18 protein-coding genes are annotated in these 18,086 nt (G+C 75.8%); 9 read left to right on the top strand and 9 right to left on the bottom strand.

Annotation, left to right across the window (positions count from 1 at the left end; genetic code table 11):
* Positions 1–92: 92 nt before the first annotated feature.
* Positions 93–815, bottom strand: coding sequence for an NADPH-dependent F420 reductase (gene npdG / locus ACFVQZ_RS27190; RefSeq protein ID WP_383626892.1), 723 nt, complete (start codon positions 813–815; stop codon positions 93–95).
* A 93-nt stretch (positions 816–908) separates the two neighbouring features.
* Here npdG and ACFVQZ_RS27185 point away from each other — a divergent pair, with 93 nt between their 5' ends.
* Positions 909–1,508, top strand: coding sequence for a hypothetical protein (locus ACFVQZ_RS27185; protein ID WP_030498108.1), 600 nt, complete (start codon positions 909–911; stop codon positions 1,506–1,508).
* 63 nt (positions 1,509–1,571) lie between these two features.
* Entirely contained in the window at positions 1,572–2,873 is a 1,302-nt protein-coding gene (locus ACFVQZ_RS27180) for an MFS transporter (protein WP_030498109.1), read from the top strand.
* 32 nt (positions 2,874–2,905) lie between these two features.
* On the opposite strand, the gene ACFVQZ_RS27175 is transcribed toward ACFVQZ_RS27180, so the two are convergent.
* On the bottom strand, positions 2,906–3,136 hold the full coding sequence (locus ACFVQZ_RS27175; RefSeq protein ID WP_030498110.1) for a hypothetical protein: 231 nt from the start codon (positions 3,134–3,136) through the stop codon (positions 2,906–2,908).
* 61 nt (positions 3,137–3,197) lie between these two features.
* On the opposite strand from ACFVQZ_RS27175, the gene map reads away from it, so the two are divergent.
* Both map and ACFVQZ_RS27165 read left to right on the top strand, forming a co-directional pair.
* The gene (gene map, locus ACFVQZ_RS27170) at positions 3,198–4,055 is read left to right on the top strand and encodes a type I methionyl aminopeptidase (protein WP_383626888.1); all 858 of its coding nucleotides are present in this window, start codon (positions 3,198–3,200) and stop codon (positions 4,053–4,055) included.
* Between the two features lie 173 nt (positions 4,056–4,228).
* Positions 4,229–4,879 (top strand): heme oxygenase (biliverdin-producing), encoded by a 651-nt coding sequence (locus ACFVQZ_RS27165; protein WP_383626885.1) that lies wholly within the window; start codon positions 4,229–4,231, stop codon positions 4,877–4,879.
* 45 nt (positions 4,880–4,924) lie between these two features.
* Here the strand turns inward: ACFVQZ_RS27165 and ACFVQZ_RS27160 are convergent, their stop codons facing one another.
* The 3 genes from ACFVQZ_RS27160 to ACFVQZ_RS27150 form a co-directional block, all read right to left on the bottom strand.
* A complete protein-coding gene (locus ACFVQZ_RS27160; protein WP_030498113.1) occupies positions 4,925–5,602 on the bottom strand; it encodes a PhzF family phenazine biosynthesis protein in 678 nt (225 codons plus the stop codon).
* A gap of 111 nt (positions 5,603–5,713) precedes the next feature.
* On the bottom strand, positions 5,714–7,399 hold the full coding sequence (locus ACFVQZ_RS27155; RefSeq protein ID WP_383626883.1) for an HtaA domain-containing protein: 1,686 nt from the start codon (positions 7,397–7,399) through the stop codon (positions 5,714–5,716).
* Between the two features lie 107 nt (positions 7,400–7,506).
* Positions 7,507–8,925, bottom strand: a complete 1,419-nt coding sequence (locus tag ACFVQZ_RS27150; protein WP_383626881.1) for an HtaA domain-containing protein — start codon at positions 8,923–8,925, stop codon at positions 7,507–7,509.
* A gap of 126 nt (positions 8,926–9,051) precedes the next feature.
* Between ACFVQZ_RS27150 and ACFVQZ_RS27145 the strand changes: the two genes are divergently transcribed.
* The 4 genes from ACFVQZ_RS27145 (at position 9,052) to ACFVQZ_RS27130 (ending at position 13,216) form a co-directional block, all read left to right on the top strand.
* A complete protein-coding gene (locus ACFVQZ_RS27145) occupies positions 9,052–10,065 on the top strand; it encodes a hemin ABC transporter substrate-binding protein (protein WP_383626878.1) in 1,014 nt (337 codons plus the stop codon).
* Positions 10,062–11,144 carry an iron ABC transporter permease gene (locus ACFVQZ_RS27140; RefSeq protein ID WP_030498117.1) on the top strand — a complete coding sequence of 361 codons (1,083 nt, stop codon included), beginning with the start codon at positions 10,062–10,064 and terminating at the stop codon, positions 11,142–11,144. The genes ACFVQZ_RS27145 and ACFVQZ_RS27140 overlap by 4 nt, the downstream gene beginning before the upstream one ends.
* Positions 11,141–12,013: a heme ABC transporter ATP-binding protein gene (locus tag ACFVQZ_RS27135; protein WP_383626876.1), complete on the top strand. Its 873-nt coding sequence runs from the start codon at positions 11,141–11,143 to the stop codon at positions 12,011–12,013. The genes ACFVQZ_RS27140 and ACFVQZ_RS27135 overlap by 4 nt, the downstream gene beginning before the upstream one ends.
* Before the next feature lie 165 nt (positions 12,014–12,178).
* Positions 12,179–13,216, top strand: a complete 1,038-nt coding sequence (locus ACFVQZ_RS27130) for a hypothetical protein (protein WP_383626873.1) — start codon at positions 12,179–12,181, stop codon at positions 13,214–13,216.
* A gap of 15 nt (positions 13,217–13,231) precedes the next feature.
* On the opposite strand, the gene ACFVQZ_RS27125 is transcribed toward ACFVQZ_RS27130, so the two are convergent.
* Complete coding sequence (locus ACFVQZ_RS27125) at positions 13,232–14,005, bottom strand: bifunctional DNA primase/polymerase (protein ID WP_030498120.1); 774 nt, start codon at positions 14,003–14,005, stop codon at positions 13,232–13,234.
* A gap of 103 nt (positions 14,006–14,108) precedes the next feature.
* A complete protein-coding gene (locus ACFVQZ_RS27120) occupies positions 14,109–14,741 on the bottom strand; it encodes a TetR/AcrR family transcriptional regulator (RefSeq protein ID WP_383626870.1) in 633 nt (210 codons plus the stop codon).
* 180 nt (positions 14,742–14,921) lie between these two features.
* Between ACFVQZ_RS27120 and ddaH the strand changes: the two genes are divergently transcribed.
* Positions 14,922–15,752: a dimethylargininase gene (gene ddaH / locus ACFVQZ_RS27115; protein ID WP_383626867.1), complete on the top strand. Its 831-nt coding sequence runs from the start codon at positions 14,922–14,924 to the stop codon at positions 15,750–15,752.
* Here the strand turns inward: ddaH and ACFVQZ_RS27110 are convergent.
* Entirely contained in the window at positions 15,749–16,747 is a 999-nt protein-coding gene (locus tag ACFVQZ_RS27110) for a small ribosomal subunit Rsm22 family protein (protein WP_383626865.1), read from the bottom strand. The two genes, ddaH and ACFVQZ_RS27110, sit on opposite strands and share 4 nt — an antisense overlap.
* A 30-nt stretch (positions 16,748–16,777) precedes the next feature.
* A complete protein-coding gene (locus ACFVQZ_RS27105) occupies positions 16,778–18,043 on the bottom strand; it encodes a Bcr/CflA family multidrug efflux MFS transporter (protein ID WP_383626862.1) in 1,266 nt (421 codons plus the stop codon).
* Between the last annotated feature and the right edge of the window lie 43 nt (positions 18,044–18,086).

Raw genomic sequence — 18,086 nt, 5'->3', positions numbered from 1 at the left:
CCTGTCGGGTACGGCTTGCGGTGCCCGACCAGTGTCCCCCATGCCCCGAAGCGTCCGTTCTCCGGCTCCGCCCCGGCGGGCGGCGGGGGCGGTCAGACGTCGGTGACGCGCAGGCCGGCGTGGGCCTTGTAGCGGCGGTTCACCGAGATCAGGTTGGCGACCAGGGACTCGACCTGGTGGGCGTTGCGGAGCCGGCCGGCGAAGACGCCGCGCATGCCGGGGATGCGGCCGGCCAGCGCCTGGACGATCTCGACGTCGGCGCGCTCCTCGCCGAGCACCATGACGTCGGTGTCGATCTCGGCGATCGAGGTGTCCTTGAGGAGGACGGCGGAGAGGTGGTGGAAGGCGGCGGTGACCCGGGAGTCCGGGAGCAGCGCGGCGGCCTGCTCGGCGGCGGAGCCCTCCTCGGGCTTGAGGGCGTAGGCGCCCTTCTTGTCGAAGCCGAGCGGGTTGACGCAGTCGACGACGAGCTTGCCGGCCAGTTCCTCGCGCAGCGACTCCAGGGTCTTGGCGTGGCCGTCCCAGGGGACGGCGACGATGACGATGTCGCTGTCGCGGGCGCACGCGGCGTTGTCGGCGCCGCGGACGCCGTGGCCGATCTCGGCGGCGACGGCCTCGGCGCGGTCGGCGGCGCGGGAGCCGATGATCACCTGCTGGCCGGCGGCGGCGAGGCGGTAGGCGAGGCCGCGGCCCTGGTCGCCGGTGCCGCCGAGGACGCCGACGACGAGCCCGGAGACGTCGGGGAGGTCCCAGGGGTCCTTGGGGGCCTTCTTGGGCGGTTCGGCGGGTCCGGTGGCGGGAGTCGAGGAAGTCATGGGCCCGACCCTACCCACCGGTGCGGCCCCGTTCGGGTGGATCCGCGGCGAGCGGCCTCCGGGCGGGCGCCGGCTGGGGCAGAATGCGGCGCCATGGATGCCGTACGGGTCGCGCTGCTGCGGGAAGTGCTCGCCGGGACGGAGTGGCCGGCGGCCGCCCGCCGCTTCGCCGGGACGCTGCGGGCGTCGGTGGTGCCGCGCCGGGGCGGGCTGCTGCTGGTGGGCACGGAGGCGTACGAGCCCTGGCACCTGGCGGCGCACCTGGTGGACGAGGCGGCCTGGTCGGGGCTGCCGGAGCTGGCGCCGACGCTGGTGCGGCACCGGGTGCGGCCGGGCGATCCGGCGCACCTGGCGGTGGGTCTGGGGCGGCTGGAGGCGGCGGGGCGGGGGGCGACGCTGCTCGTGGTCGCGCCGGAGCGGCCGGAGGCGGGGGTGCTCCAGCGGGTGCACGACGCGCGGCGGGCGGGGGCGACGGTGCTGTCGCTGGACGCGGGTGACGCGGAGGTGCGGGGGCTGGCGCACGAGACGCTGTCGGTGGCGGCGGAGGCGGGGGTGGACCTCGACACGGTCCAGCACCTGGTGAGCGCGGCGGCGGGGGAGAACCGGCTGCCGGAGCCGCGGGGCCGCCGGTTCCGGGACCGGCTGTCGGTGCTGGCGGACCGGCTGACGTCGCCGCCGCCGGCCCGCTGGTAGCGCCGGGCGGGCGGCGCGGAATTCGGTTGCCGGGCGGCGGGGGCGTGCGGAGCATGGGGCCTCGTGGCTTCCTCCTCCTGGCGCGCGCGGCTCGCGGCCGTGCTTCCCGACACCGCTCCGTGGCGCTCCTCGCGGGACTTCCGGCTGCTGTGGGGGCAGGGGCTGGTGACGTACTTCGCGAGCGCCATGGCGATGGTGGCGCTGCCGCTCCAGATCAAGGAGCTGACGGACTCGCCGCTCGCGGTGGGCGCGATGGGCGCGGTGGAGCTGGTGCCGCTGGTGGTCTTCGGGCTGTACGGCGGGGCGCTGGCGGACGCGGTGGACCGGCGGCGGGTGATCGTCGCGACGGAGGCGGGGCTGGGTCTGCTGGCGCTGCTGCTGCTGGTGAACGCGCTGCTCGACGAGCCGCTGCTGTGGCCGCTGTACGTGGTCGCGGCGGGGGTGTCGGCGCTGGCGGGGCTCCAGCGGCCGGCGCTGGACTCGCTGCTGGCCCGGATCGTGCCGCACGCGCAGCAGACCGCGGCGGCGGCGCTGAACTCGCTGCGCTGGCAGCTGGGGTCGATCGCCGGTCCGGCGGTGGGCGGTCTGGTGGTGGCGTACGCGGGGCACGGCCCGGCGTACGCGCTGACGCTGGCCGGGTTCGCGGTGTCGGTGCTGATGTGCCGGCGGCTGTCGCCGGCGCCGCCGGCGCGCGACGCGGAGAAGCCGTCGCTGCGGTCGATCGCGCAGGGCGCGCGGTACGCGTGGTCTCGGCCGGTGCTGCTGGGCACGTACGCGGTCGATCTGGCGGCGATGTTCTTCGCGTTCCCGAACGCGGTGTTCCCGTTCCTGGCGGACGAGCTGGACGCGGAGTGGTCGCTGGGGCTGATGTACGCGGCGGGTTCGGTGGGGTCGCTGGTGCTGGGGCTGACCAGCGGCTGGACGTCGCGGGTGCGGCGGCACGGGCTGCTGGTGGCGGGCGGCGCGGCGGGCTGGGGCCTGGCGATCGCGGGCGCGGGCTGGTCCGGGAACGTGTGGCTGGTGCTGCTGTGCCTGGCGGTGGCGGGCGCGGGCGACATGCTGAGCGGGCTGGGGCGCGCGACGATCTGGAACCAGACGATCCCGGAGGAGCTGCGGGGCCGGCTGGCGGGCATCGAGGTGCTGTCTTACAGCGTGGGGCCGCAGCTGGGGCAGGTGCGGGCCGGGGTGATGGCCGGCTGGACGGGGACCCGCACCGCCGTGTGGGCGGGCGGCGCGGCCTGTGTGGCGTCGGTGGGGCTGCTGTGCGTGGCGCTGCCGAAGCTGCTGCGGTACGACTCCGCCACGGACGAGGACGCGCTGCGCCGCAAGGCGCAGCAGGAGGCGGCGGCGGCCGGGAGCGCCTGAGCGGTCCCGGCCGCGCGGGGTGGTGCCGGCCGTCAGTCCCTGCCGTCCTCCGGGCGGGGCGCGTCGTGCCAGCGGGGGTCGGTCTCCCACTCCAGGTTGCGCTCCCGGGCGGTCTCCATGGCGTGGGCCGCCTCCTCACGGGTGGCGTAGGGGCCGAATCGGTTCTTCGCCGGGCATTCCGGCCCTTCCTCGACCTTCTTGTGCTCCAGGCAGTAGTACCACTCCCCCGCCTTGGCGGCCGGGCGCTTCTTGAACAGGGCCATGGTCGTCGGCTCCTTCCTTCGGGACCATGCTGCCCCAGACGCGGTCGTTAGACTCGCTGGCATGTCTGGCCAGTCGCTTCTCGTTCCGGGGGAGCTCTCCCCCGCCCGCTCCGTCCCCGGCTCGATCCGCCGCCCCGAGTACGTCGGGAAGCCCGCACCCGCCCCGTACACGGGGCCGGAGGTGCAGGATTCCGACACGATCGAACGGATGCGGATCGCCGGCCGCATCGCCGCGCAGGCGATGGAGGAGGCCGCCAAGCACATCGCCCCGGGTGTCACCACCGACCAGCTCGACCGGGTCGCGCACGAGTTCATGTGCGACCACGGCGCCTATCCGTCCACGCTGGGCTACCGCGGCTTCCCGAAGTCCCTGTGCGCCTCGGTCAACGAGGTCATCTGCCACGGCATCCCGGACTCGACCGTCCTGCGCGACGGCGACATCGTGAACCTGGACGTGACGGCGTACATCGGCGGCGTCCACGGCGACAACAACGCCACCTACCTGTGCGGCGACGTCGACGAGGAGTCGCGGCTGCTCGTGGAGCGCACCCGGGAGGCGTTGAACCGGGCGATCAAGGCGGTGAAGCCGGGCCGGCAGATCAACATCATCGGCCGGGTCATCGAGTCGTACGCCAAGCGCTTCGGGTACGGCGTCGTGCGGGACTTCACCGGGCACGGCATCAACACGTCGTTCCACTCCGGCCTGATCGTGCCGCACTACGACTCGCCCCACCACACCACCGTCATCCAGCCCGGCATGACCTTCACGATCGAGCCGATGCTGACGCTGGGCACCCACGAGTACGACATGTGGGAGGACGGCTGGACCGTGGTGACGAAGGACCGCAAGCGGACCGCGCAGTTCGAGCACACGCTGGTGGTGACCGAGACGGGGGCGGACATCCTCACGCTTCCCTGACGCCTCCCTGACGCCTCCCCGGCGTTTCCCGGACCTCGCCGGGCTTACGTTCCGCCGACGGTCCAGGGGGTACATCTTTACCGACAGGTCGTCGGGAACCAGTTGACTTAGGTAAGCCTAACTTGGCACGATCGGTCTGCTGGTTCCCGCCCCATCGGTCCCGGAGGCACGCCTTGGACACCCCCTTCTCCACCGTCATCCGCACGGCCTCGCACGAGCAGCACACGGAGGCGGAGACCTCGTCCTTCATGAGCGACCTCCTCGGCGGGCGGCTCGGCGTCGACGCGTACGCCCGCTACACCGAGCAGCTGTGGTTCGTGTACCGGGCACTGGAGGACGGTGCGGAGGCGCTGCGCGAGGACCCGGTCGCCGGGCCGTTCATCCGGCCCGAGCTCTTCCGCACGGCCGCCCTGGAGGCGGACCTCGCCCATCTGCGCGGCCCGGAGTGGCGCGCCGGCGCGACGGCGCTGCCGGCCACCGAGGCGTACGCGGCGCGGGTCGCCGAGTGCGCCCGCGACTGGCCCGCCGGGTACGTCGCCCACCACTACACCCGCTACCTGGGCGACCTGTCGGGCGGTCAGATCATCCGCGACAAGGCCGAGCGGACCTGGGGCTTCGCCCGCAAGGGCGACGGCGTGCGGTTCTACGTCTTCGACGCGATCGGCAACCCGGCCGCGTTCAAGCGGGCCTACCGCGAACTCCTCGACGGGGTGAACGCGGACGACCTGGAGAAGCAGCGGATCGTCGACGAGTGCAAGCGGGCCTTCGCCTTCAACACGGCCGTCTTCCGCGAGCTGGGCGGCGAGTTCCCGCTCAGCGCGTGACCCCGCCGGAGGCTCCGGTCACCTGATCCTTCTCGGGGCCGCCGCTCAGCGCAGCAGCGTCCCTTCCAGGCGGACCCGTCCGCCCAGCTCCACGATGCCACCGGGGCCGGGGGCGGTCAGCAGCTGCGACCCCCGGCCCTGCGTGATGTTCAGGGCCCGGCCCAGTCCGGCCGTCAGCAGCAGCGCCGCCGCGCCGGTGGCCTCGTCCTCGTCGATGCCGTCGCCCCGGCCGGGGAAGGCGCGCGCCCGGATCCGCCCGGCCGCCTCCTCCTCCCACGCCCACGCGTAGACCCACTCCCCCGGCGGCGGCACCTCCAGCGCCTCCACCTCGGCGGCGGAGCCGTACTGGCGCAGGGTGCGCGGCGGCGCCCATTCGGCGCGGGCCTCGATCCAGGTGAACTCGCCGTCGCCGCGCACCCACACCTCGCCGGCGGGCGGGTGGACGACCTCCAGGTCGAGCAGCCAGGCGGCGCCGACGAGCGGGTGCCCGGCGAAGGGCAGGCGCACTCCGGGCGTGTAGATGTCGACGACGCCGCGCTCCGGGTCGTCGACGAACACGGTCTCGCTGAAGCCGAGTTCCTTCGCGAGCGCCTGCCGGGACGCCTCGTCCGGGTGGGTGCGCCCGTCGCGCACGACCCCGAGGGCGTTGCCGTGGCGGCCGTCGCCCGCGCAGAAGACCCGCAGGACGTCGATCTCGGTGCCGGTCGCGCCAGTCGTGTTCATGGCGGAATTGAACCATCCGGGGGCAGGCGACAGGGCCGCGCCTCCGTTTCCGGGGGTGCGGCCCTGTCGGGGTGGGGGGTGGCGGTCCGTGGGGGCGGCCGGCGCCGCGGGTCAGCTCTCTGCGGCTCCGGTACGGCGGCGGGCCGCGACGACGACGGCACCTCCGGCGGCGACGATCAGCGCGGCGGCGCCCGCGAGCACGCCGGTCGGGGCGGAGGAGCCAGTGGCGGCGAGCGCGCCTGCCCCGCCGCCGACGCTCCCGGCCCCGCTGACCGCGCCCGCGCCTCCGACGGTGCCGGCACCGGTCGAGCCCGTGCCCGCGCCGTCCGAGCCGCCCGTGGTGCCGGAGCCCGTCGTGCCGGTGCCGGTCGCGCCGGTGCCGGCGGACGCGGCCGTACCGGGGGTGGCCGGCGGGAGGGTGGCGTCCGCGCCGAGGGCGAGGGCGAGGGAGACGGTCACCGGGTCGAGGGCGAGGCCCGCGTCGTAGTACGAGGCGCCGCCGGGGGCGGAGAAGAGGGCGGCGCCCTCGGCCGTCAGCTTCGCCGGGAGGGCGGCGAGGGTGACGACCTCGTCCTTCGCGGTCCAGTCGGCCTTCGCCAGGTCGAGCGCGGCGAACCGCACGCCCTTCCGCGTGCCGGAGGCGGTGGTGACGTCGGCGGTGAGGGTGCCGGCGGTGCCGTCGGCGGTGAGCTTCAGGCCGCTGATCCGCCAGTCGATGCCGTGCGCGGCGCAGACGAAGTCGACGCGGCCGGTGAAGGAGGCGGTGAGGGTGCGGGCGTCGGCGTCGAGCACGGCCTCGTCCACCGGGAAGGCGTACGCGGAGCCGGCGGCCGTCGCTCCGGCGGCCGGGGTGACGGTGCCGCCGCAGCGCTCGTCCACGTACTCCCGCCAGCGCTCCAGGACGCCCCAGGTCAGCCGCCCGGCGACGACGCCGGCCGGGTCCTCGGCGGGGGCGGTCGCGGGGGCCGTGGCGGGAGGCGCGGTGGTCGGGGCCGTGGTGGCGGTGGTGGTCGGGGACGGGGCGGTGGTGGTCGGCGCGGGGGTCGTGGGTGCGGTGGTGGGTGCGGTCGTGGGCGCCGTGGTGGGAGGGGTCGTGGGCGGGGTGGTCGGGGGTGTGGTCGGCGGGGTCGTGGGCGGAGTGGTCGGACGGGCGCCGGCCTTCACGGTGAGGGTGGCGGGGTCGAGGGCGTCGCCCTTCTTGTAGAAGCCGGCGAAGGCGGCGGCGCCGTCCTCGGTGAGCCGGGCCGGTATGTCCTTGAAGACCATCGCGCCGCCCGCGCCCTGGCCGGGGCGGACGCCGGTCATGTCGAGCGCGGCGAAGGAGACGTCGTCGCGGGTGGTGACGGAGCCGTCCTTCTCCTTGGTGACGACGTCGGCGGTGATCTCGCCGGTGGGCGCGGCGGAGCCGGCGGTGCGGAGCCGCACGTCGGAGATCCGGATGTCGAGCGCGCCGTCGTGGGCCTCGAAGCGGACGCCGCCCTGGAAGGCGGTGGCGGTGGCGTGGGTCGCCGTGTCGTAACTGCCGGTGCCGCCGGGGAAGGTGAAGACGCCGTTGCCGGGGGCCTGGGTCGCGCCGCCCTCCAGGGTGGTCCTCCCCTTGGCGAAGGGCTGCGCGAGGTACGAGCGGAAGGACTGCTTGACGCCCCAGTCCAGGGTGCCGTCCACGAGCGGGACCGGCGGGGCGGGGGTGTCGGCGGCGGCTGCGGGCAGCGCGAGGGTCAGGGCGCCGGCGCCCAGGGCGGCGGCCGTGGTGACGGCGGCGGCCAGCGTGACGGGGCGGCGCATGCGGATGGCCATGTCGGGGGTCTCTCCTCGGCGGGAACGGGGGGTGGCGCAGGGGCACTTGCGGTGGGTCCGTCGGACGGACCGGTCGGGGTGACCGGCCGGAAGGACCGGTCGGGTGATCAGTCGGTGGGGCCGGCCGCGCGGGCGGCGCGGCGGCGGCGCAGGAGGGCGTACGCGGCGACGGCGGCGGCCAGGAGGCCCGCGCCGGCGGCGGCGTAGACGCCGGCGGACGTGCCGGAGTCCGCGGGCGCCGCCACGGGCGCGGCGGAGGCCGGCGGGGTGGCGGGCGCGGACGGGGTGGGCGCGGCGGTGGGGGCGCTGCCGAGGTCGGGGAGGGCGGGGAGCGCGGCGGCCGGGTCGACAGAGACGGCGAGGGAGACCGGGTCCATCGCGGTGCCCGCCCGGTACATCCCGCCGAAGGCGCGGGCGCCTTGCTCGGTGAGGACGGCGGGCGCCTCGGTGACGGCGGCGAGTCCGTTCTCCGGGACGAGGCCGCGCGCGGCGAAGGTCACGAGGGGCACGTCCCGTTCGGTCCTCCCGGCGCTGGTGACGTCGGCGACGAGGGTGCCCGTGCCGCCGGCCACCTTCACGGTGACGCCGGCGAGGGTGAGGTCCAGGTGGCTGCCGGTGAAGCGGACGCTCCCGGTGAAGGCGGCGTCGAGGGTGCCGGTCCGGGGGTCGTACGCGCCGGTGCCGGACGGGAAGCGGAAGAGCGCTCCGCCGTCCTGGGCGCCGCCGGAGAGCGTCCACTTCCCCCGGGCGACGGTGCCGGTGACGTACTCGCGGAAGGTGCGGCGGACGCCCCAGTCGACGGCGGCGGTCCTCAGGGCGGGGGCGGCGGTGGCGAACGCCTTGGGCTTTGGCCGCGAACCGGGGGTGGTGGAGGGCGACTTGGCGGTGGGTGCGGCCGGTACGTCGACGGTGAGGCTGATCGGGTCGAGCGCGGTGCCGGCCGGGTAGTAGCCGGCGAAGGCGGCGGCGCCCTGGGCGGTGAGGGTGGCGGGGACGTTCGCGAGGGAGACGGAGCCGGTGCCGCCGCGCATGTCGAGGCCGCCGAGGTCCAGGGTGGCGAGCGGCACCTGGGTCCGGACGGTCGTGCGTCCGGTGCCCTTGGCCTTGCTCGTCATGTCGGCGTAGAGGGTGCCGGTGCCGTTCCGGACGCGGACGCGGGGGCTGCCGAGGGTGAGGTCGAGTTCGTTCGTGCCGTCGGCCTTGCGGTGTCCGGTGAAGCGGACGCCGCCGCCGAAGGCGGCCTCGAAGGCGCCGGTGGCGGGGTCGTACGCGCCCTGGGCGGAGTGGAAGCGGTACTGGGCGCCGACCGTGGCGGCGCCGCCGGTGAGGTTCCAGCTGCCCTGGGCGATGGGCCCGGTGACGTAGCTCTGGAAGGAGGACTTGATGCCCCAGTCGAGCCGGCCGCCGCGCACCGGGCTGCTCTCCGCCTGCGCGGCGACGGCCGGCACAAGGGCGGCGAGCAGCGCGGCGAGGAGCGTGGCGACGAGGGCCGGGACCCGTGCGCGGCAGGGTCGGGACAGCGGCATGGAGCACCCCTCCGAGGGCTGGCGACTTAGGTAAGGCTAACCTAAGCTACATCCAGCCCGGGGCGGAACCCTTCCCGCCGGACACCGGGCGACGACCCTCGAAGCGGAACGACAGGACGGTGTCCGGTGCGCAGAACTCGCCTCGCGGGAGCGCTGACAGCAGTGATCGCCCTCGCCCTCACGGCGACCGGGTGCGGAGGCGCGAGCACCTCCGGCGCCCGGTCCGCCCCCGCGGCCGGCACCACGGCCGCCGCGCCGGCCGACCGGGTCGAACCGCTCCCCTCCCCCGCCTCCCCCCGGCTCCCCGTCACCGTGGCCTCCGCCGACGGCCGCAAGGTCACCGTCGGCTCCGCCGACCGGATCGTGCCGCTCAGCGGCTCGCTCAGCGAGATCGTCTTCACCCTCGGCCTCGGCGACCGCGTGGTGGCCCGCGACGTCACCGCCACCTTCGAACAGGCCGCGGACCTCCCGGTGGTGACCCGCGCCCACGACGTCTCCGCCGAGAGCGTCCTCTCCCTGCGGCCCACCCTCGTGCTCGCCGAGTCGACCACCGGCCCCGCCGAGGCCGTCGCCCAGATCCGCGACGCGGGCGTCCCGCTGGTCGTCGTCCCGCCCGCGCAGGACCTCGGCGACATCGGCCCCCGCATCGACGACGTCGCCGCCGCGCTCGGCGTGCCCGCCGCCGGCACCGAACTGCGCGAGCGGACCGACCGGAGGCTCGACGCCGTACGGAAGAAGATCCCGGCCCACGCGGACCGGCCGCGCGTCGCCTTCCTCTACCTGCGCGGCTCCGCCGCCGTCTACCTGCTCGGCGGCGCCGCGTCCGGGGCGAGTTCGCTCCTGGAGGCCGCCGGGGCCGTCGACGCGGGCAAGGAGTCCGGTCTGACGAAGGACTTCACCCCCGTCACCAGCGAGGCGCTCGCCGCGGCGGCGCCGGACGCCCTCCTCGTCATGACCAAAGGGCTCCAGTCGGTCGGCGGCGTCGACGGACTGGTGAAGATCCCCGGCGTCGCCGAGACCCCGGCCGGCGCCGACCGCCGGATCGTCTCCGTCGACGACGGCGTGCTGCTCACCTACGGGCCCCGCACCGACCAGGTGCTCGCCTCGCTCGTCGCCCAGCTGTACGGGACCGGCCGGTGACGGCGCTCCAGGAACGGGCCGTCCTCCCGGACCCTCGGGCCGCCGCCCCCCGCCGGGGCCGGGCCGCGCTGCTCACCGGCGGGCTGCTCGCCGCGCTCCTGCTGCTCGCCCTGCTGTCGGCCGGCGTCGGCGCGTACGGCATCCCGCTCGGCGACGTCCTCGCCTCCGTCCAGCACCGGCTCGGCCTCGGCGGGCACGCGCTCGACCGGACCGCCGAGAGCGTGCTCTGGAACATCCGGCTGCCCCGGGTGGTGCTCGCCGTCCTCGTCGGCGCGTCCCTCGGCTGCGCGGGCGCCCTGATGCAGGGCGTCTTCGGCAACCCGCTGGCCGAACCCGGCGTCATCGGCGTCTCGTCCGGCGCCGCCGTCGGCGCGGTCGGCGCCATCGTGCTCGGCGCCGGCTTCCTCGGCACCTGGACGGTCAGCGTCTTCGCCTTCGCGGGCGGGCTCGTCACCGTGGTGCTCGTGTACGCGATGTCCCGCTCGGGCGGCCGGACCGAGGTCGTCACCCTGATCCTCACCGGCATCGCGGTCACCGCCTTCGCGGGCGCCCTCATCGGGCTCCTCGTCTTCTTCGCGGACAACGCCCAGATCAGCCAGATCACCTTCTGGCAGCTGGGCTCGCTGGCGCAGGCCACCTGGCCGAAGGTGCTCGCCGTGCTGCCGTGCGCGCTGCTCGGCCTGGCCGTCGCCCCGCTGTACGCCCGCCGGCTCGACCTGCTCGCGCTCGGCGAGCGGCCCGCCCGGCACCTGGGCGTGGACGTGGAGCGGCTGCGGATCGCGCTCATCCTCGTGGTGGCGCTGCTGACGGCGGCGGCGGTCGCGGTCTCCGGCATCGTGGCCTTCGTCGGCCTGGTCGTCCCGCACGTGCTGCGGATGGCGAACGGCCCCGGACACCGCTTCCTCGTCCCCGGCAGCGCGCTCGGCGGGGCGGTCGCGCTCACTGCCGGCGACCTGGCGGCCCGCACCGTCGCGGCACCCGCCGAACTCCCCCTGGGCGTCCTCACCGCCCTCGTCGGCAGCCCGTTCTTCTTCTGGCTGCTGCGCAGGACCCGTCGCAGGCAAGGTGGTTGGGCATGAGCGGGGTGACCGGTGTGTTCCGGAGGCGTCCGCGCGCGCTGCCCGCGCCCGTGGCGCCCGGCGGGCTCGCCGCCGAGGCCGACGGCGTGACGGTGGCGCGGGGGCGGTGGGCCGTCCTCGACGGGGCCCGGATCGGGGTGCGCGCCGGCGAGGTGCTGGCCCTGGTGGGGCCCAACGGGGCCGGGAAGTCGACCCTGCTGTCCGTGCTCGCCGGCGACCTGGCGCCCGCGGCGGGGACGGTACGGATCGGGGGCCGGACCGCCGCCGAGTGGACCGCGCCCGAACTGGCGCTGCGCCGGGCGGTCCTGCCGCAGACGGCCGAGCTGTCCTTCCCGTTCCCGGTGGCGGAGGTGGTCCGGATGGGCCGGGCCCCGTGGGCGGGGACCGCGCGGGAGGCGGAGGACGGCGCGGCGGTCGCGGAGGCGATGGCCGCGACCGAGGTGACGGAGTTCGCCGCCCGCCCGTTCTCCGCGCTCTCCGGCGGGGAGCGGGCCCGGGTGGCGCTCGCCCGGGTGCTCGCCCAGCGGACCGGGCTGCTGCTGCTCGACGAGCCGACGGCCGCGCTCGACCTGCGCCACCAGCAACTGGTGCTGCGGGTCTGCCGGGAGCGGGCGGCGGCCGGGGACGCGGTGGTGGTCGTCCTGCACGACCTGGGGCTCGCGGCGGCGCACGCGGACCGGGTGGGGATCGTGCACGGGGGCGGGGTGGCCGCCGAAGGGCCGCCCGCCGAGGTGTTCGGCGAGGAGCTGCTGAGCCGGGTCTACCGGCAGCCGGTGGAGGTCTTCCCGCACCCGCGGACCGGCGTCCCGCAGGTCGTCCCGCGCCGGGACGCCGCACCCGCGGGACCCGGCCCCGAGACCCCCGCCTGACCTGTCCGCCGCGTCCCGGCCGGCCCTCGCCCCGGCCCGTACGCCGCGGCCCGACGGTCCCTCAGGTCACGGTGTGGGCGCTGTATCCGGTCCCGGCGCCCGCCGTCCCGCCCGCCCCGATAGGGTCGGGTCCGTCCGTGCGCGTGGAGAAGCAGAAGGCGACCGATGAGAAGGCTGAGGCTGGAGCGGCAGACCCGGCGGTCCGGGGTACGGCGGGGGCGGCGGCCCGCGGGGGCCCTGGCGTCCGCCGCCGCGGCGACCGTGCTGGCGCTGACGGCGAGCGGCTGTGTGACCGTCCACGGCGAGACGGCGGTGGTGCCGGGCGCGACCGCCGAGGAGGCGTCGGCGGCGCTGGCCGGTTTCGTCACCGCGTTCAACCGGGCCGACAAGGCCAACGACCCGAAGCTGGACGCCGCGCAGGTGACCGGCCCGCTCGGGGCGATCAACCAGGCCGGGCTGAAGTCGAAGTCGGTGACCCAGCCGGAGGGCAATCCGGACCACACGCCGCTGGAGCTGCGCGACCCCCGCTTCCTGGTCCCCCGGAAGGCGGGCTGGCCGCGCTGGTTCGTCGCCGACACCGACTCCAACCGGGACGACGGCACGCACGGGGCGGACAACCGCTGGCTGGTCGCCTTCGTCCGCAACGGCCCGGACCAGGACTGGAAGGCCGCCCATCTGGTGATCCTCGGCCGGGACGAGGTGCCCGAGTTCGCCGAGGCGGACGGCGGCCTGGTGGCGGTGGACACCGGCTCGGACGCGCTGGCGGTCGCCCCCGGCGAGCTGAGCGAGCGGTACGCCGCGTATCTGAAGGACGGCGGCGAGAGCCCGTTCGCGGCCGGCGCGCACACCACCGGGTGGCGCGAGGAGCGGGCCCGTACCGCCCGGCGGCCGGGGCTGGCGACCCAGTTCCTCGACCGGGCCGCCGACGGGGGCGACTTCACGCCGCTGGCGCTCGGCACCCAGGACGGCGGGGCGCTGGTCTTCTTCGCCAGCCGCCACTTCGAGCGGCAGACCACCTCGCCCGGCTACCGGCCCAAGCTGGGCCCGGATCTGCGGGCCCTGATGAAGGGCGAGATCGTGAACACGGTGACCAAGGAGTGGGTGTCCAGCCAGGTCGTCCTGGTGAAGCCGGCGGGCGCGGAACGCGACGCGGTCACCTTCGCGGGCCGGCTCCAGGGCGTGGTGGCCGTCGAGGGCTCGTGACCCCCGGGCGGCGGGTCAGCGGGTGAGGGGCCAGGCGATCTCGTGGGCCCCGTGCCCGTCCCCGCCGTCCCGCTCGGCGGCGTGCCGGGCGCAGGCGTCGGTGAGGGCTTCCAGCAGGTTCAGCGGGTCGGGCAGGGCGTGTTCGGGGCCGCGGACCCAGCCGACGACGGGGTGGTCGTCCTCGTCACCGGGGAGCCGGGCGGGCGGGACGAGGACGTAGCTGCCGCGGCAGTGCCAGCGCAGGCCGGGATGCTCGTCCATGGTCTCGGGATGGCAGTCCAGCTCGCAGGGCCACCACTCGTCCTCGTCCTCGGGGGTGCCGCGGGTGGCGGTGAAGAAGAGCATCCGGCCGCCGTCGCCGGTGCTGTCCGGGGACTCGGCGACCGGTCCGACGTCGACGCCCTCGGCGAGCAGCCGCTCCAGGGCGGCGCGGCCGGCGGCCAGCGGCACGTCGAGGACGTCGTGGACCATGCCGGTGGCGGTGACGAAGTTGGCCCGGGGCTCGTTCCGCGCCCAGCGCTCGATCTGCGCGCGGTCGGTGGTCGACTGGGTCTGCCAGGCGAAGGAGACCGGGTGCCGGCCCGGGGTGGGACAGCCGATCCGCTCACAGGAGCAGCTGTAGCCGACGGGGTACGCGGCGGGGGCCAGGGGCAGTCCGGCGGCGGCGACGGCCAGGAGCAGGGTCTCGCGGGTGTTGCCGTCGTCGGCCGCGGTCCGTTTCGGACGCCTGCGCAGCCACTGTGCGAGTTTGCCCTCCGTGCCGCGGTAGCGGCCGATCCCGTCGCCCATCTATCCCCTCACACCTCATGCTCGCCCGGTCGGCTCTGCCCATGGTCCCACCATCCTGCTCCCCGGGTGACCGGAGTGGGGAACCCGGGGTCGGTGACGACGCTCACGCTTCCCGGGGGCGGGGGGCGAGGCCGCGGAGGGCGGCGTCGACGAGGGCGTCGGCGTAGGCGTGGGTGAGGGGGCCGGTGCGGTGCAGCCAGCGGTGGTGGAGCGGGCCGACGAGCAGTTCGGTGGCGAGCCGCGGGTCGACGGCCGGGTCCGCCTGGCCGGCGGCCTGGGCGGCCTCGACGCGGCGGGCGAAGACGGCGAGCTGGGGTTCGAGCAGGGCGGCGGTGAGGCGGGCGCCGAGCTCGGGGTCGGTGGAGCCCTCGGCGGCGAGCGCGCGGGTGGGGGCGTCGTAGCGGGGGTCGTTCAGCTCGTCGACGGTGGCGCGCAGGACGAGCCGGAGGTCGGCGGCGAGGTCGCCGGTGTCGGGGAGCTCCGTCTGTCCGGGTTCGGCGCCGGCGGCCTCGGCGGCGCGGGCGGCGAGGTCGAGGTGGGCGTCGAGGAGGACGGCCGCCTTCGACGGCCACCAGCGGTAGATGGTCTGCTTGCCGACGCCGGCGCGGGCGGCGATGCCCTCGATGGTGGTCTTCGCGTAGCCGTGCTCGGTGACGAGGGCGAGGGCGGCGTCGAAGATGGCGCGGCGGGAGCGCTCGCTGCGGCGGGAGGCGTCGGGGGCCTTGGACTCGGGCATGGCGGCTACGCTACCACCGCGCGAGACGCCCCGTCTCGCCTCCTCCGGCGCCGGGACTCGACCGGGTGTGCGGGGGACGAACCACCCGAACGGTCCACTGCGCGCGGGCCGCCGAGAGCGGACCATGGCTCCACCGATCCACGGCCCGCCCCGCGGGCCGCCGTCCGTGAGGAGGCCCCATTGCGCCCCACTCCGCGCGAGTCCTCGCCCCGCCGCTACCTGATGTGCCCACCCGCGCACTTCTCGGTGACGTACTCCATCAACCCGTGGATGGACCCGGCGAAGCCCGTCGACCTGCCGCTCGCCGTCGCCCAGTGGGAGGACCTCCGGGACCGCTACCGGGCCCTCGGGCACACCGTGGAACTCCTCACCCCCGATCCGGTCCTGCCCGACATGGTGTTCGCCGCGAACGGCGCGACCGTCGTCGGCGGGCGGGTCCTCGGCGCCCGCTTCGCCTACCCCGAGCGGGCCGCGGAGGCCGACGCGCACCTCGACTGGTTCCGCCGCAACGGCTGGGCAGAGGAGGACCTGTGCGTGCCGCGGCACGTCAACGAGGGCGAGGGCGACTTCGCCGTCACCGCCTCCTGGATCCTGGCCGGCAGCGGCTTCCGCTCCAGCCCGCTCGCGCAGGGCGAGGCGCAGGAGTTCTTCGGCCGGCCGGTGATCGGACTGGAGCTGGTGGACCCGCGCTACTACCACCTGGACACGGCGCTGTGCGTCCTCGACGACGCGGCCGACGAGATCATGTACTTCCCCGACGCCTTCTCCCCCGGCAGCCGGGCCGTCCTCGCCCGGCTCTTCCCCGGCGCGCTGAGGGCGACCGCAGAGGACGCGGCGGCGCTCGGGCTGAACGCGGTCAGCGACGGCCGGCACGTCCTGCTGCCGCAGACCGCCACCGGCCTCTTCGGCCCGCTCCGCGAGCGCGGCTTCGAGCCGATCGGGATGGACCTCGGCGAACTCCTCAAGGGCGGCGGCAGCGTGAAGTGCTGCACCCAGGAGCTGCGCCCCTAGCCCTCGCCGGGGGTCTCGTCGGCCGGGGGCCAGGAGTCGCCCCACTCGACGTCACGGGCCCGCTTGTACAGGGGTCCGTGGCGCTTGGTGACGGTCGCCCGCTCCAGGCCCGCGGGGGCGCAGAGGTCCAGCAGCACCAGGCCCTTGCGGATCTGCGGCCTGCGGGTGACGCGGGCGGGCGCCGGGGTCACCGGGAACCGGACGGCGGCCACGTACGCGTACTTCTCGTCCTCGTACGGCAGCGAGCCGCCCTTCACCTTGCGGTGCAGCGAGGAGCGGCTGACCCGGGCCGCGAAGTGGCACCAGTCGGTGCCCGGCACGATCGGGCAGGCGCCGCTGTGCGGGCAGGGCGCGGCGACCGTGAAACCGGCCTCGACCAGCACGGACCGGGCGGCGATGATCCGCTCGTAGCCGTCCGGCGTACCCGGCTCGACGATCACGACGGCGCCGCGGGCGGCCCGGGCCGCCTCGGCGACGAGCGCCGCCCGGTCGGCCTCGGTCAGCTCCTTCAGCACGTACGAGACGGTGACCAGGTCCGTCTCGTCGAGCCGCAGCGCGGTGCCGACGCGCTCGCGCCGCCACTCGGCGTCCAGCACCCCGGCGGCCAGCTCGCGGCCGAGGGCGAGCGCGGGCTCGGCCCAGTCCAGGACGGTGGTGCGCGGCGGGGCCCCGTCCCACGCCTCGGCGACCGCCCAGGTCGCGGCGCCGGTCCCGCCGCCGATGTCCGTGTGGCGCTCCGGCACCCATGCCGGGGCGGCGTCCCGCAGCGCCGCCAGCGCGCCCCGGGCGGCCTCGAAGGTCGCGGGCATCCGGTACGCCGCGTACGCGACCACGTCGGAGCGGTCCCGCAGCACGGGCGCGTCGGTCGGGGTCGTGCCCCGGTAGTGCGCGATCAGCCGCTCCACGGCCTTGGCCGCCTGCGCGGCGGGCAGTCCGTCGAGCCGCCCGGCGAGGGCGGCGCGCAGGGATTCGGCAGAAGCGGCGTTTCTCTCCACCGAGCCAGTCTAGGCGGGCCGCGGCCGGGTTCAGGCGGCCGTGCGCCGGGGGCGGCAGAGGAGGAGGTGGCAGGCGAGCGCGGCGGCGGCGCAGACCAGCTGGACGACGGCCATCGGGACGGCCGTCCGCTCGCCCGCGATGCCGACCAGCGGCGAGGCCACCGCCCCGATCAGGAACGACGAGGTCCCGAGCAGCGCGGACGCCGACCCCGCCGCGTGCGGCGTCCGCATCAGCGCCTGCGCGTTGGTGTTCGGCATCGCGAGGCCCATCGCGGACATGAGGACGAACAGGCCCGCCGCGACCGGCACGAGGCCGACCTCCCCGAAGACGCCGGACGTCATCAGCAGCAGCGCCACCGAGGCGAGCAGGATGACGGTGAGGCCCCAGCCGAGGGCCTTGTCGAGGCTGACGCGTCCGACGAGCAGCTTGCCGTTGATCTGGCCGACGGCGACGAGGCCGATGGAGTTGAGCCCGAAGAGGAGGCTGAAGGTCTGCGGGGAGGCGCCGTAGATCTCCTGGACGACGAACGGCGACGCCGAGATGTAGGCGAAGAGCGCCGCGAAGGCGAGGCCGCCGGCCAGCATGTAGCCGGTGAAGACGCGGTCGGCGAGCAGTCCGCGCATGGTGCGCAGGGCGTCCCCGACGCCGCCCTCGTGGCGCCGCTCCGGCGGCAGCGTCTCGTGCAGGAAGCGCCAGACGACGACGGTGAGGAGGACGCCGATGACGGCGAGGACGTGGAAGACGCCCCGCCAGTCGGTGATCCGCAGGATCTGCCCGCCGATGAGCGGCGCGATGACCGGCGCGACGCCGGAGATCAGCATCAGGGTGGAGAAGAACCGGGCCATCTCGACGCCGTCGTACAGGTCGCGGACGACGGCCCGGGCGATGACGATGCCGGCCGCTCCGGCGAGCCCCTGGAGGAGCCGGAAGGCGATGAGGAGTTCGGCGGTGGGCGCGAAGGCGCAGACCGCGGTGGCGAGGACGTAGACGACCATGCCGGCGAGGAGCGGCCGGCGGCGGCCCCACCTGTCGCTCATGGGGCCGACGACGAGCTGGCCGAGGGCCATGCCGGCGAGGCAGGCGGTGAGGGTCAGCTGGACGGTGGCGGCGGGGGCGGTCAGCGAGCGGGTGACCTCCGGCAGCGCCGGCAGGTACATGTCCATGGACAGCGGCGGGAGGGCGGTGAGGCCGCCGAGCACGAGGGTGACGAGGAGTCCGGCCCGCCGGGCGGCGGGCACGGCGGGCGCCGTTCCGGTTATGTGTCCTGGGGTGGTGGTCTGGCCGCTCTCCGGCATCACTGCTCCGTTTCGTTGAATCCTTGCCTATGCTCTCAGCTCG

The organism is Streptomyces sp. NPDC057854 (assembly GCF_042797055.1).
In the GTDB taxonomy this organism is placed as follows: Bacteria; Actinomycetota; Actinomycetes; order Streptomycetales; family Streptomycetaceae; genus Streptomyces.
This window is presented reverse-complemented; position numbering and strand designations above follow the sequence as displayed.

Coding starts and splice junctions, on each gene's coding strand:
- npdG (WP_383626892.1), bottom strand. CDS start 815: ATGACTTCCTCGACTCCCGCCACCGGACCCGCCGAACCGCCCAAGAAG.
- ACFVQZ_RS27185 (WP_030498108.1), top strand. CDS start 909: ATGGATGCCGTACGGGTCGCGCTGCTGCGGGAAGTGCTCGCCGGGACG.
- ACFVQZ_RS27175 (WP_030498110.1), bottom strand. CDS start 3,136: ATGGCCCTGTTCAAGAAGCGCCCGGCCGCCAAGGCGGGGGAGTGGTAC.
- map (WP_383626888.1), top strand. CDS start 3,198: ATGTCTGGCCAGTCGCTTCTCGTTCCGGGGGAGCTCTCCCCCGCCCGC.
- ACFVQZ_RS27160 (WP_030498113.1), bottom strand. CDS start 5,602: ATGAACACGACTGGCGCGACCGGCACCGAGATCGACGTCCTGCGGGTC.
- ACFVQZ_RS27155 (WP_383626883.1), bottom strand. CDS start 7,399: ATGGCCATCCGCATGCGCCGCCCCGTCACGCTGGCCGCCGCCGTCACC.
- ACFVQZ_RS27150 (WP_383626881.1), bottom strand. CDS start 8,925: ATGCCGCTGTCCCGACCCTGCCGCGCACGGGTCCCGGCCCTCGTCGCC.
- ACFVQZ_RS27135 (WP_383626876.1), top strand. CDS start 11,141: ATGAGCGGGGTGACCGGTGTGTTCCGGAGGCGTCCGCGCGCGCTGCCC.
- ACFVQZ_RS27130 (WP_383626873.1), top strand. CDS start 12,179: ATGAGAAGGCTGAGGCTGGAGCGGCAGACCCGGCGGTCCGGGGTACGG.
- ACFVQZ_RS27125 (WP_030498120.1), bottom strand. CDS start 14,005: ATGGGCGACGGGATCGGCCGCTACCGCGGCACGGAGGGCAAACTCGCA.
- ACFVQZ_RS27120 (WP_383626870.1), bottom strand. CDS start 14,741: ATGCCCGAGTCCAAGGCCCCCGACGCCTCCCGCCGCAGCGAGCGCTCC.
- ACFVQZ_RS27105 (WP_383626862.1), bottom strand. CDS start 18,043: ATGCCGGAGAGCGGCCAGACCACCACCCCAGGACACATAACCGGAACG.